Annotated in this window: 19 protein-coding genes; 4 read left to right on the top strand and 15 right to left on the bottom strand. The window is 31.0% G+C overall.

Annotated features, from left to right (window positions below):
* Positions 1-5 precede the first annotated feature (5 nt).
* From ABDX67_RS07115 to ABDX67_RS07075, 9 genes are all read right to left on the bottom strand, one after another.
* Positions 6-704 carry a hypothetical protein gene (locus tag ABDX67_RS07115; protein ID WP_347174259.1) on the bottom strand — a complete coding sequence of 233 codons (699 nt, stop codon included), beginning with the start codon at positions 702-704 and terminating at the stop codon, positions 6-8.
* Positions 689-1,411, bottom strand: a complete 723-nt coding sequence (locus ABDX67_RS07110; protein WP_347174258.1) for a hypothetical protein — start codon at positions 1,409-1,411, stop codon at positions 689-691. Before ABDX67_RS07110 ends, ABDX67_RS07115 begins: the two co-directional genes overlap by 16 nt.
* A gap of 188 nt (positions 1,412-1,599) precedes the next feature.
* Entirely contained in the window at positions 1,600-1,989 is a 390-nt protein-coding gene (locus ABDX67_RS07105; protein ID WP_347174257.1) for a VOC family protein, read from the bottom strand.
* Positions 1,990-1,997: 8 nt separating this feature from the next.
* Positions 1,998-2,375, bottom strand: a complete 378-nt coding sequence (locus ABDX67_RS07100) for a nuclear transport factor 2 family protein (RefSeq protein WP_347174256.1) — start codon at positions 2,373-2,375, stop codon at positions 1,998-2,000.
* Positions 2,376-2,534: 159 nt separating this feature from the next.
* On the bottom strand, positions 2,535-3,092 hold the full coding sequence (locus tag ABDX67_RS07095; RefSeq protein ID WP_347174255.1) for a hypothetical protein: 558 nt from the start codon (positions 3,090-3,092) through the stop codon (positions 2,535-2,537).
* A gap of 149 nt (positions 3,093-3,241) precedes the next feature.
* Entirely contained in the window at positions 3,242-3,763 is a 522-nt protein-coding gene (locus tag ABDX67_RS07090) for a hypothetical protein (protein ID WP_347174254.1), read from the bottom strand.
* Positions 3,760-4,182 (bottom strand): hypothetical protein, encoded by a 423-nt coding sequence (locus ABDX67_RS07085; protein WP_347174253.1) that lies wholly within the window; start codon positions 4,180-4,182, stop codon positions 3,760-3,762. Before ABDX67_RS07085 ends, ABDX67_RS07090 begins: the two co-directional genes overlap by 4 nt.
* Before the next feature lie 255 nt (positions 4,183-4,437).
* Positions 4,438-4,773: a TfoX/Sxy family protein gene (locus ABDX67_RS07080; RefSeq protein ID WP_040491863.1), complete on the bottom strand. Its 336-nt coding sequence runs from the start codon at positions 4,771-4,773 to the stop codon at positions 4,438-4,440.
* Positions 4,773-5,156, bottom strand: coding sequence for a nuclear transport factor 2 family protein (locus ABDX67_RS07075; RefSeq protein ID WP_065230328.1), 384 nt, complete (start codon positions 5,154-5,156; stop codon positions 4,773-4,775). Before ABDX67_RS07075 ends, ABDX67_RS07080 begins: the two co-directional genes overlap by 1 nt.
* 94 nt (positions 5,157-5,250) lie before the next feature.
* On the opposite strand from ABDX67_RS07075, the gene ABDX67_RS07070 reads away from it, so the two are divergent.
* From ABDX67_RS07070 to ABDX67_RS07055, 4 genes are all read left to right on the top strand, one after another.
* Positions 5,251-5,658, top strand: coding sequence for a winged helix-turn-helix transcriptional regulator (locus ABDX67_RS07070; protein WP_260575007.1), 408 nt, complete (start codon positions 5,251-5,253; stop codon positions 5,656-5,658).
* Positions 5,659-5,952: 294 nt separating this feature from the next.
* A complete protein-coding gene (locus tag ABDX67_RS07065; protein WP_347174252.1) occupies positions 5,953-6,438 on the top strand; it encodes a hypothetical protein in 486 nt (161 codons plus the stop codon).
* 83 nt (positions 6,439-6,521) lie between these two features.
* A complete protein-coding gene (locus tag ABDX67_RS07060) occupies positions 6,522-6,857 on the top strand; it encodes a helix-turn-helix domain-containing protein (protein ID WP_347174251.1) in 336 nt (111 codons plus the stop codon).
* A 5-nt stretch (positions 6,858-6,862) separates the two neighbouring features.
* The gene (locus tag ABDX67_RS07055; RefSeq protein WP_347174250.1) at positions 6,863-7,339 is read left to right on the top strand and encodes a hypothetical protein; all 477 of its coding nucleotides are present in this window, start codon (positions 6,863-6,865) and stop codon (positions 7,337-7,339) included.
* 186 nt (positions 7,340-7,525) lie between these two features.
* Here ABDX67_RS07055 and ABDX67_RS07050 read toward each other — a convergent pair whose 3' ends face one another.
* The 6 genes from ABDX67_RS07050 to ABDX67_RS07025 all read right to left on the bottom strand — a co-directional run bounded on the left by ABDX67_RS07050 (position 7,526) and on the right by ABDX67_RS07025 (position 12,268).
* Positions 7,526-7,975 carry an RHS repeat domain-containing protein gene (locus ABDX67_RS07050; RefSeq protein WP_347174249.1) on the bottom strand — a complete coding sequence of 150 codons (450 nt, stop codon included), beginning with the start codon at positions 7,973-7,975 and terminating at the stop codon, positions 7,526-7,528.
* Between the two features lie 44 nt (positions 7,976-8,019).
* Positions 8,020-8,661, bottom strand: coding sequence for a DKNYY domain-containing protein (locus ABDX67_RS07045; RefSeq protein WP_347174248.1), 642 nt, complete (start codon positions 8,659-8,661; stop codon positions 8,020-8,022).
* Positions 8,662-8,834: 173 nt separating this feature from the next.
* The gene (locus tag ABDX67_RS07040) at positions 8,835-9,224 is read right to left on the bottom strand and encodes a VOC family protein (RefSeq protein WP_347174247.1); all 390 of its coding nucleotides are present in this window, start codon (positions 9,222-9,224) and stop codon (positions 8,835-8,837) included.
* 5 nt (positions 9,225-9,229) lie between these two features.
* On the bottom strand, positions 9,230-9,610 hold the full coding sequence (locus ABDX67_RS07035; protein ID WP_347174246.1) for a nuclear transport factor 2-like protein: 381 nt from the start codon (positions 9,608-9,610) through the stop codon (positions 9,230-9,232).
* 189 nt (positions 9,611-9,799) lie between these two features.
* Positions 9,800-10,642 (bottom strand): competence protein CoiA, encoded by an 843-nt coding sequence (locus ABDX67_RS07030; RefSeq protein WP_347174245.1) that lies wholly within the window; start codon positions 10,640-10,642, stop codon positions 9,800-9,802.
* Positions 10,643-10,819: 177 nt separating this feature from the next.
* Positions 10,820-12,268: a caspase family protein gene (locus ABDX67_RS07025; protein ID WP_347174244.1), complete on the bottom strand. Its 1,449-nt coding sequence runs from the start codon at positions 12,266-12,268 to the stop codon at positions 10,820-10,822.
* Positions 12,269-12,280: the final 12 nt, after the last annotated feature.

Raw genomic sequence — 12,280 nt, 5'->3', positions numbered from 1 at the left:
TTTCTTTAAATTCCATTTTCCGCAATTCTATTTATTTGCCAATTCAATCGTCTTTTGTCAAATTTCGCCATATAAGTTAGCGTACTCGTAAATAGAATTGGTGTTCCAAATAGAAACTCATTTTCCTTTGGTAAGATACTATTCTTATTTTTGGACTTAATAATATCTACACCTAAATTTTTGTCAAATTCAAAATCATAACCAAACCAAACATTTTGCCAACCTTTCGTATTTTCCCATTTGTTAATTCCAAAAAAGTCAGAAGCTCCACTATTGCAAACAATAATAAGCTCTGGATTAATTTCACAAATTATTTTATGTGTCAACCTTAATTGACTAACTAAAAACTGTGGGTCATTTTTTATAAAATCGGCTACTTTTTTTTGATTTGTTTCTCTAAATTGAAATAAGTCAATGTAAGTCCAACTGTTTTGAAAAGCTGTGTTCTCAATTAAATTCGGAAACTTTGAGTAATGTCGTGCATATTCTGTTACTGCTTTTTCTATGTCATATTGATAACTCTCGACTTTAGCGTCTGATGTATAAGATGGATTTATTCCAACAAATAGAACTTTTCCTTTTTTTATTTGAGAACAAACAAAACCTCTATTAATTATTTCTGTATTATTATGTATTTCCGATTTGTAAGAGAAAATTTTACTTAATTCGGCGAAGACAATTTCATCGTTTATTCTGTTATCCATAACAACAAGATTAAAATTAAAAACACAAGCACAAATCCAATAACTAAATAGAACTTATTAAAAATCTTTTTGAATTTTAATTTTTTGTATTTTTTATTGTATTCTTTTTTTATTTTTTCGTCCTCTGTGGATTTTTCCAAAAGTTTGAGTCCGTGTTCAAATTTATTCAAACACTTGGTTAAACTTCTGTTGTTTTCTGTAACTGTTACTTTATTCACACCATCACTCGCATATTTCCATTTATAAGACTTAATTCCAAAATAAATTTCATCGAGATTATTTGTTATTTCTTGAACATTGTTAGAAAATGAAATATTATGAAATGGTGTAAGTTCGTGAGCAAATGATGAAATAATTTCTTCATCATCTTCATTTACTTTCTCATTCCTTTTTTTCTTGCTTTTAGAAGTTCTATTGGCAATTGCTCCTCCAATTGCACCAGCAATAGCAGATTTTCCAATTTCTTTAACCGTTTCGTTTTTAAGAATTGAATTACGAATCTCCTCTCTATTAATATTTAATTTATTTACATCAACTTCGACACTTGGGATTCTGGTTAGCAAAAGTCCTTTTATAACTTGTTCTTTTGTATTTGAATTACTTAAATCTCTAACTGTATTTTCGTCTAATTCAAACACCTCATTTATCATTTTGGGACTGTTTCCTAATATTCCAGTTCCAATGATTGTGACTTTCCATTTTATCATTTATTCCTTTAGTTTATTGGTTTGCAGAATGTTTTTTTTAATTGTGGGTAACGGTGAAGTATAAGCGTAGTGCGGGATTAGAAGCACTTGACCTTCGGTTTGGTGATATGTTTGTTAATATTCAATTCGTTTAAATTTATCGCTTTAGCCCGCATTACGCTTATACAGTGTTGGCAACTGGCTTTTTTTTATCCTTCATACTTATGATATTCGGTTATTGTTAAATAATACCCGTCTGGGTCTCGCAATGAAAATTCTTTTTTTGTTGAATTTGGGTTTATGTGAATTTCTTTCTCTATCGGATAATCCATTTTTTTAATATTTGACCTAATAATATCCAATTTGTCCGTTTTGTAATAGATTATCAGTCCATTTCCTGGTTTGATGTTCGGAATTGTCATAGTTGGATGCTCGTGTTCTCCCCATTTATGAAGACAAATTAAAATTTCTCCGTTTTCGTCTTCGAGTACAGCAAATTCATTTCCTCCGTGCGTTCTTTTGCAATCAAATACTTTTTGATACCATTCTGCACTTTCATTAACGTCCTTTACTGCTATTATTGGGTCAATTTTAGTCATTATTCATTCTAAATTTCAATCACGTATGATGTTATCGATTTTATTTTTGCGACTTTAGCTCCTTTAAATTTATAAAAGTCCGAGAATGCATATTTTTTTCCGTTTTGTATTTTCATAATTCCGTTTGTTGCTCCTTCTTTTCCGTGCGATAAGATTTGGTCAATTATCAATTCGGTCGTTTTTTTGGATTTCATTTTTTCCAATTCTTCTCTAAACTTTTCTTTCCCCTCAATTCTTCTGTCGCCAATTATATCCCAAACAATTTCATCAGTCACACTTTCAGTAATAAATTCCACGTTCCCCTTTGCAAAGGCAATATTGAATTCTTTTAGAAATTCCATTTTTGGTGAGTTTCCACAATTTTGACTTGAAACAATCTTTGTCATATTACAGAATTTTTAATTTCAGCACAATGCTTTTTCAGCTTGTTGCCAACGTTTATGTATAAGAATAGTTGCGGGTTTGTATGCGAGGATTTTCCGAAGGAAAATCAGACGTTACAAACACGCAACGACCTTTGATTAAGCACTAAACCGCAATTATTTTTATACGGTGTTGTGTGCAGTTTTTTTTATTTCCGATTTCAAATTGTTCCATTCATTCCAAAATTGTCGAAAACCATTTTGGTCAAAATCATCTTTAGGAACTTCTTTTTCATTTATGTCTCCATAAAATTTTTCAACTTGCTCAGTAAATTCAATAACTTGGTTTATATAAATATCAATTGGAATTTTCGTTGTCGCTCCTTTTTCGGTAGTGAATTCAACAATTCCATTTTCGTGTTTAATATTCCAGTCAATTCCGTTATTACATCCACAAATCAGAACATAATCTTTCTCGTCATTCGGAATCATAAAATGTCCACAACAAGGAACTAAATAATTTTCAAAATCGCCTATTTTATAATCTTGTTTTAAAGTCCGAAGCAGATAAAGTCCAGTTGCACTTAAACACCACGAATCAGATTCCGAATCAGATAAAATTTCGTCTCCGATTTTCAGATACAATTCTCCGTGAGAACATAAATCAGCTTTATCGTCCAAACCATCATCTTTAATCCAATGTTGTCTTAAAATCTTTATTTCAAATTCTGTTTTCGTCATTTCTCAAATTGCACACAACGTGTTTGTGTATGGCTCGTTGCGGGAAATCCGCGAGGATTTTCCGCCGAAAACCAAAGATAGCAAAATTGCAATGAATTCCGATTAGGAATTCAGCCGCAATGAGCTATACACGGTGTTACCACACGTTTTTATATTCTGCCGAATTCAAAATCGACTATGTTTGGTTTGTCTGCTGTTATTTTAATATGTCTATTTAAAATTCGTCCGTATCTGTTTTTTGAAATTGCAATAATCTCATAATAACCAATTGGTACATCGACACTATAATTTCCAATTCCGTCGACAGTCAAAATGATTTTATCAGGATTGTTTTTTAAATCGTCAACATAATTTTTATAAATGTCTTTTGATATTTCCAACGAGTCTTTTAATTGATTGTATTCTTTTTGTTCTGATTCGGAAGGTTTAACATATTTGCGAATTTGATTTTTTGCGTTTATTGAAATCTCAAAGTAGCGATATTTTGAAATCGGACTTTTTAATGAATCTGATTCTGGAATTTTATTTAGAATAATTGTCGTTCCTGTATCGGCTTTGTATCCTAAATTATCATTAAAAAAGTAAGTGACAACTCCTTTTACGTTTACATTTTTTTGAGAAAAAGAAATAGAAGTGGTAAAGATTAATAAGAGTAAAATTTTTATTTTCATTTGTCAGAATGTTTTAATGAATCTGTTTCTATAATTTTTTTATTTCCGTTTATTGGGTTTTCAAGTTTTTCAATTCTGTTTTCCAAACTTTTAATTTCTGCGTTATTTTCTTTTTTGTTTTTTGCAATGTTCATTGATAATGCTACATAAGCAATAATTAATGAAGCTACAGGAATGAATAGTTGGACAAAATTCCGCAACCAATTTAAGTATATGTCTTGATTTCTATTTATATACTTTTTTTCGGCGAGAGCTGATAATCCGTTTTTATCAATGAAGCAACCCCTTTCTTTAAATTCGTAAAAGTCAATTTCATTGTTTTTATCTAATTCCGATATTATTAATTCTCTTTGTTCTGTGTTTACCTTTAGGAAAGAATCTATCTCTTTAAATGAAAATCCGATTAGGTCTGCTGTCAAATTTGGACTTTTATTGTCGGCTTGTTCTAAAAACTTTTCGGATAGTTTTTTTAGCAGGAAATGTCGTTTTCGATTTAACTTTATTCTATTGAACTGCATTCTTCTCAAATGTGTGGTAACGGTTTTGTATATGAAAAGTAGCGGGTTTTGCTCACGGACTTTTCGGTTTTGTACTGACCATAAATTTACGGAAATCACTTTGATTTAAGCACTTAATCCGCTATTTTTTATATACGTTGTTAGCCACAGTACTTTTTATTTTCCTTTCGAGGTCAGTTGTTCGTTAAAGTCCAATGCAAGTTCAATCCAATGTTCAAAGTCATTTTCTTGTTTCAAGTTTTCTTCTTGGACGTGTATGTAACCTTTGTAATTCCGTCCTCTCATCACAACAGTTGAACATCCTATTTTTTTGACTTCTTGTTCGTGCAATTTAGGGTCAATTCGGCACATCATTCTTTTTGGTCCAGCAGTCAAACACATTTTCCCGTTGACCATAAAAGCCAAACTGCCGAACATTTTTTTTTCCTCAACATTAGCCAAATGTTCGAGTGAATTTCTAATTCTTTGAGCAATGTTTTCGCTGTATGCCATTATTTTTTCGGTGTGTTTTTGTCAAACGTAAGCGTATCGAAATAGATATGCAGTGAAGTCAGTTTACCGTGCTTTGCAGTCCAAAATTCAGCAACATCTCCAGAAATATGCTTTCCATTTGGGAAAATGTAGTCGTAATTGGCAATAACACTTGCATTGTTGCCATCAATTATCATTCTTTTTATTCGTACGTTTTGGTAAAGCCTCGAAAAGCGAGCGATAATGTTAACATAGGTTTCTTTTCCTTTGTTTATATCGTCCTTTTCCATATTGTCGGCTCTGAATTCAAAATCGTCCGAGATTACGGATTCCCAACCTTGCTTTTTTGCAAAGCCTTTGTAATAGGTTTCCAATAGCTCTTTTGTAGTCGTAGAATTTGTCATTTTTCAAATCTTTAATTTAAGTTATTGCATTTTGCAAGTTCTGCAAATGTACAAAAGGTATTGTAAATTGCAAGTGCTTTATTATTTTTGTGGAATGAAAAAAAATAGGTCGGACTGTCCAATCAGTTGTTCATTGGACGTTTTTGGTGATAAATGGTCTTTGTTGATAATCAGAGATATAATGCTCCGTGGAAAGTTGTCTTACAGCGAATTTTTAAAATCGGAAGAAAAAATTGCGACAAATATTCTGGTCAATCGATTGAATATTCTTGAGTCCGAGAATATTCTTTCCAAAAGCGTATCGCCTGATAACAAGTCAAAATTTGTTTATAGTCTAACTAAAAAAGGTATTGACTTACTTCCGATTGTCATTGAAATTATGGATTGGGGTGCAAAGTACAATGAAAACTGTCCGAGAAGGGAAATTGGCAAAAAAATCCAAGTAGATAAGTCAAAAGTCATTTCCGATTATCTTGATAAACTAACTGAAGAATTTGGTTAGTCCGTTCATTTTTTGCGTATTGTGGCTAACGTGTTTGTATATGGTTTGTTGCGTGGTTTAAGCACTAAAGTTAGCAAATAAAAACCAAATAGAAAATCCGCGAGGATTTTCGTAAGTAGGCTAGAACTAGCAATAAATTATATACGTTGTTGGCAAACGTTTTTTCTTTTATTTGACATATTTAATGTTATATTTGTAATATACTAAAGTCGCTATTATTAACTTATAAGTTAAGTTTTTGATAAAATCCTTTATTTTTCTAAAAAATAGTTTAATTTTGACCTTAACTTATAAGTGAATTCAAAGAAGAAAGTTACAATAGAAGTTTTTGAAGAACACGATGAAGTGACCTTTTATTCAATCCGAATTAATTCGAATGAAGATTTAGAAGCGGATGATTTTTTTGGTAAGACTTTTGATTATAAAAAATTTGAAGAAGACATTGGTATAATGTCAAAAGTAATTGATAGAATAGGAGAAAAAGGAGCAGACCCTCGAAATTTTAGGAGAGCTGGGAAATCAGTTGACGATGTTGGTGCGTTACCTGATTATTTATATAGTTCTAAATTAAGACTTTATGCAATTAGATTAAGTGATAATATCGTAATTTTAGGAAATGGAGGTTTGAAAACTACAAAAACCTACAACGAAGACCCATATTTAAACGAATGTGTAGAAACTTTAATGAAAATTGATAGATTTCTTAAATCAAGATTAAAAAACGGATCAGTAACATTATATAAAAGCCAATTATTTGGTAATTTGAATTTTACTTTATAATGAAAAAAAGAAGCGCAGTACTAGATAGAATAAGAAAATTAAGAGCTAAATATATAGATATATTTATCGATAATTCTTTCGATATGTCTCATAGAATTCAACATTTGCTTGAGGTTAATGATATGGATCAGAAAGATTTAGCTAAAAAACTTAATAAGAAAGAATCAGAAATAAGTAAATGGATGTCTGGTTCTCATAACTTCACATTAAAAACATTGGCAAAAATTGAAGATGTTTTGGGAGATAAATTGTTTTGTGTGATTGAGGATGAAATTGTGAAGACAGATAATGATAAAATTGAGATTGTGTTTGTGAATCAACATTATATTTACGATCCAGATTATTCAAAATCAAGTCCGACTCCTCTTAAATCATATTCTTCAAATTATAAAAGAGCAGTTTTTTCTGCAGAGTGCTAGAATTTATGGAAAAGAAGGATTCAAGTGTTGGAATGAAAGTATTAGAAATTAGAGAAATCTCATTTTCTAATAAATTAACAGATTACGTTATCGAAAATTTCCGAGAAGATAAGCTTATTTTTAAGTTAGGGATTTCTGTTAATGGAGTTGAATCAGAAAACATTATTAATTTACTAATCAATGTGAATTATTTAATGCAAGATGAGAATAATCCAAAAAAGCAAATCGAGTTTCTTAAAATGGAAACAGAAACCTCATTTAAATTAGATAATCCAAATGAAAATCATGTGAAGTATAATGATGACGGTAAACGAATCTTTATTCATGATGATTTAATGGCTTTATTTTTGAATGTGGCAATAGGTGCTACAAGAGGAATGTTAGCTTACAAAGTTGCAAGCTTGCCAATTAATTTAGTTCTTCCAATGGTTGATCTTTCAAATTTCATAGACGAAAAGAAAAAAAAGAAAGTGAAAAAGTAATATTTTGATTGAGTGGTCAAATGTTTGCCAACGTTTAGTATAAGAATAGCAGCGGATTTTTACGCACTAACTTTTCGATTAAACACAGACCTTTTTTATATTTACTTACTTTGAATTTAACACTAAAATCGCTATTATTTTTATACATTGTTGGCAATAGTTATTTTGTATTCACTATTATTATTTCTATTCAGGGTGATAAAAATATTCGGTTATATTTTCATTCCCACCAGAATCTTTATAAGAAATTTCATTGTTATTGCTGTCGTATTCGTGCCAACTTTCCATAATACTATCTTTGTAATGTATTAAATTCCCTTTTTCATCATAAGTATGCCAGTATTCAAGATTGCTAGAGTCTTTGTAATGTATTAGATTTCCTTTGTCGTTATATTTTTTTGTGCTGAAATTTCCGTTTGAGTCTTTAAAACTGGTTTCATTTCCGTTTTTATCATATTCATACCAAGTTTCGTTACCTTCAGAATCTTTTATGTGTACTAATTGCCCTTCTTCATTATAAGTTTTCCAGGTTTCTAGCCCAAGATGTTTGGTGTAAATACGGTTTCCCTTTATATCAAACCTATCTATAGATTCATCTCCAATTTTGTAAGTTATTCTTATTTCACTAATTTTCATAATAAATATATGTTTCGCTATTCGTTTTAAGTGATTATTTAATATTAGATTTTAACTAGTTTAGCAAACTCTTTACTCATATCTCTACTTATCCAGTTACAATACAATTGGTATTGTGTATTTTTATCTTTAAAAACACCTTTTTTATTATTTAAGCACTCAAAAGAATTTATATCAATATTATTAACTATTCTTCCTGCCACATATATTGAATTCTCGGTTTTTAAGAGTAAACCATAGGTTTTTATTTTACCACTTGGTTTTAACGCAATTATTTTATCTGTAAATAAAAGGTGTTTAGAGTCGTAAGCGTATCCTTGTGATCCAATTCTGCAAAATGATTGAGAGTCAATTTCTTTAAGTAAATTTTGATTATAGTAAACTCTTTCACAATCTATTGCAAAAGAATGTAAAGTTTCTTTAGCTTCAGTCTCAACAATTTGATTTATATCATAATTTATATTTCTTTGTGTTATTTTAATTTTTACCTTTGGGAATAAATGAAAACTATAAGGGTCTGCATTTTCTATAATATCTATACCTCTTTCAATACAAATTACGTTTTTCCCATCTGTAAAATAATAGTCATAGCCAAGCCATTGATGTTCTTGAGGTGAACCTGAATCTACAATTTCTTTCCTTTTTTTAATATCTATTAGGTCTGAATATAGTTTTATTTTTGACATTTTATAATGTATCTTGGTTTTAATTATTGCCAACGGTTCAGTATATGAAAAGTTGCGTGTAAATATGCGTAATTTTTTCGTTTTAGTACTGACCTTAAAAATACAAAAAGACCTTTGAATTAAGCACTTACCAGCAATTTTTTATATACATTGTTGGCAACTGGCTTTTCCATTCATCCTTCGTATTTATGATATTCAGTTATCGTTATATAATATCCGTCTGGGTCTCGCAGGGAAAATTCGTTCTTCCTTGAGTTAGAATTTAAGTAAATATCTTTTTCGATTGGATAATTCATTTTTTCAACGTTGTCCCTTATAGTTTCCAAATTGTCAGTTTTATAGTAAAGGATGAGTCCATTTCCCGGTTTGATTTTAGGATTGGTCATTGTGGGATGTTCGTGTTCGCCCCATTTGTGAAGACAAATCAAAACTTCATTGTTTTCATCTACCAATACAGCAAAATCATTTCCTCCGTGGGTTCTTTTACAATCAAAAACGTTTATATACCATTTTGAACTTTCTTTTACATCTTTAACTGCTATTATCGGGTCAATTTTTGTCATTTATTTTAATCAATTTCAATTAGATAGGAAGTTATCGATTTCAATTTTTTACCTTTTGTATTATTAAAAGTGTAGAAGTCCGAAAATGCATATTTTTTTCCATTTTGAATTTTGATTATTCCGTTTGCAGCTCCTTCTTTTCCGTGCGATAAGATTTGGTCAAGAATTAATTCGGTTGTCTTTTGTTCTTTCATTTTTTCCAATTCCTTCGCAAAATTTTCACTTCCTTCAATTTTTCTGTCGCCAATAATATTCCAAATGATTTCGTCTGTTACGCTTTCGGTAAGAAATTTTACGTTTCCTTCTGCAAACGCAATGTTGAATTCTTTTAGAAATTCCATTTTTGGTGAATTCCCACAATTAGGACTTGAAATAATTTTTGTCATTTTGCTCAATTCTTAATTTCAGTTCGTTTTTTCAGCTTGTTGCCAACGTGTTTGTATATGGTTTGTTGCGTGGTTTAGCACGTAATTTAGCAAATAAAAACCGAATAGAAAATCCGCGAGGATTTTCGTAAGTAGGCTAGAACTAGCAATAAATTATATACGTTGTTGGCTGCTGTGCTTTGTTTGAATTTAAAATCTTCGTTTTCTTCTTTTGTATTTATATTGCTTTGACAGTAATCGTCGATTAAATTCATGTCGATTAATAGCATTACGTCTTTCTTGTTCAAGTTTCTCTCTTTGAATTTGTAGTTTTCTCTGTTCAATTAAATAAGTTGAAAACTTTTGAAGTCTTAAAGTCCATTCTCCAGCAGTAGTAGACTTAATGAAAGCTTTACGTGAAATCTCTGCAACACAGACATGTTTACCAACTTTAGGGAATAAGCAGTACAGTTTTTTCCTTAATCCATAAGGGTCTTCTAAAAATCCGTTTCCATAATAATCAAATACCACTGGTACAGTACTATCTAGCCAAGATTCAGGAAAACAAAATTCTGGAAACCAAATCTCAAATATTCCAGGTTTGTTTGTTTTATGTACATCGCTAATCCCATCACGTTTCCATTCTTTACTGAAACGAGGAAAATCTCTCTTCAGACGAGTTCCATCAACAATCCAAACCATATTTTTATAAAAACCCTCACGCTTCCTTCGCTCCTCAGGGTCAATTCGAGAGTGTTGAAACTCAATTACTAATCCGTTATCTGTATAAATATCAGCAATGTGTTTTTCATTGGTTTTTTTGTCAAATTGAATGACTTCCTGCCAAGCGATTGGATAGTTTTCTTTCCAATTCCGGTGCCATTCAGTTTCGTTTTCCCACCAAGAATCACATTGTCGTTTTCTTTTATGTGCCCAATGGTTTACTTTTAACTCTCCACATTTTGCAATCATTTCTGCTCCGCAATTTTGACAGAAACCTTTGGCTCCTTTAAAAGCTTCAACTTTTTTGTCATTAATTAATGCGAATTTCATTTAATGGATTCTTTTGTTTTTGTAGTTCGTTTGCATTGCAGCCAACGTTTAGTATATGAAAAGTAGGCGATTTCGAAGCCCTAAACTTTCGGTTAAGCACAAAGTTTGATACGAGCCCAAACCCTTGATTTTATTACTATCTCGCCTATTTTTTATATACATTGTTAGCCACCGTTTTTATTTTCGATTGAAGTAGAAATCAGCAGTCAATGAAGTTGATTCCCAAGGTACTTGTTCGTCTTTTGACTTGTCCATTACGGATTTCCTTACTTTTTGGAATAATTGAGTAATTGAAACATTTACAGAAGCTATTTCGCTTACTAAAACTCCCGTATAAAGACCGTTTTTACCTTCTCCATCTGAAGCAGTTTTTCCTGGCGAGGTTGAATATGCAATCAATGAGCCTTTCGGTGCTTCCATAACCGCAAGACCCCTTTGAGATAAATCTCTTCCCCAACTGCGTTCAAAAGGATTATTACGACAAGCATCTAAAACAACTAAATTCACTTTGTTTTTTGACGCTTCCATATGGCTTAAAACTCGGTCGACTCTAACACAATCATATTCAACGGTTCTTTCATTTTTTAAATTCGCATCTATTGGTATTAAATAATTCAATCCATTCACTTGTACTCCGTGACCTGCAAAATAAAAGAGTCCAATGTCATATTTTTCAAGTTCAGTTCCAAAGTTGTCAATTTCGATTTTCATTTGTTTTAAAGTCCCATTCTCAACTTGCATAACATCAAAGCCCAATTGAGTTAATTTGTCTTTTATGTCCTTTGCATCATTTAATGGGTTCGCAAGATGCCCTGCGTGTTCGTATTCATTGCAACCAATTACCAAAGCTAATTTTCTCTCTGTTTTTTCTACAGCTTTACTTTCTGTTGCAATTGCTTCAATGTTCCGATAACCGTATATTGCTTTTCCTGCAATTTTTGACTTCTCATAAATTTCAATTCCACTTGGGATTAAATATTTATTATAAATTTCTAAAAGCTGGTTAATTCCTTCTTCGTCAGTTCTTGAAACTGGATTTACAGTTAATAACAAAAATTTTAAAAGAGTTTCTTCATCGCAATGAAGTAAATTAAATCTACGGTCAGTAAAAACCCAATCATCTTCCCAATCATAGTTCATAATCCTATGTTTATGAATATCATCATAAGCATTATCATATCTGGAATCTGTTGATGGTAGTTTTGATAAATCAAATAATCTATTTAAAAAATCAGGTTCTTCAAGTCTACCTGACCAAGAAATATTGTTCAAAGTAATCTCGTCAAAAATTGCTTGTCTTGCGACTATTGATATTTTCACTTTCATTTCTGTTTCTTCATCAATTTTTGGAACCCAATTAACTTGTCTAATATGCATTCCAATAGCATTTGCTACTTCTGTAAATTGGTTTTCTATTGTTTTTACTTCTTCTAAAAAATCTGATTGAAGTTTTATAAAATATCTACCCGGTACTCCTATTTGAGCATCCATCAACTCCCATTCTTTGTCGCCACTCATTTCGAAAAGAGTATCAACATACACTAAATCTACTCGGCAATTATTTAAGAAATCTGCTGATTTTGCTTCTCCAATATCTTTTAACCAAGTAACTAATTCTGTTTTCATTCAATGGTGGCT

This window comes from Polaribacter uvawellassae, from assembly GCF_039748955.1.
Taxonomy (GTDB): domain Bacteria; phylum Bacteroidota; class Bacteroidia; order Flavobacteriales; family Flavobacteriaceae; genus Polaribacter; species Polaribacter uvawellassae.
Note: the sequence above shows the minus strand (reverse complement) of the source record. Positions and strands in the feature narration are given on the sequence as shown.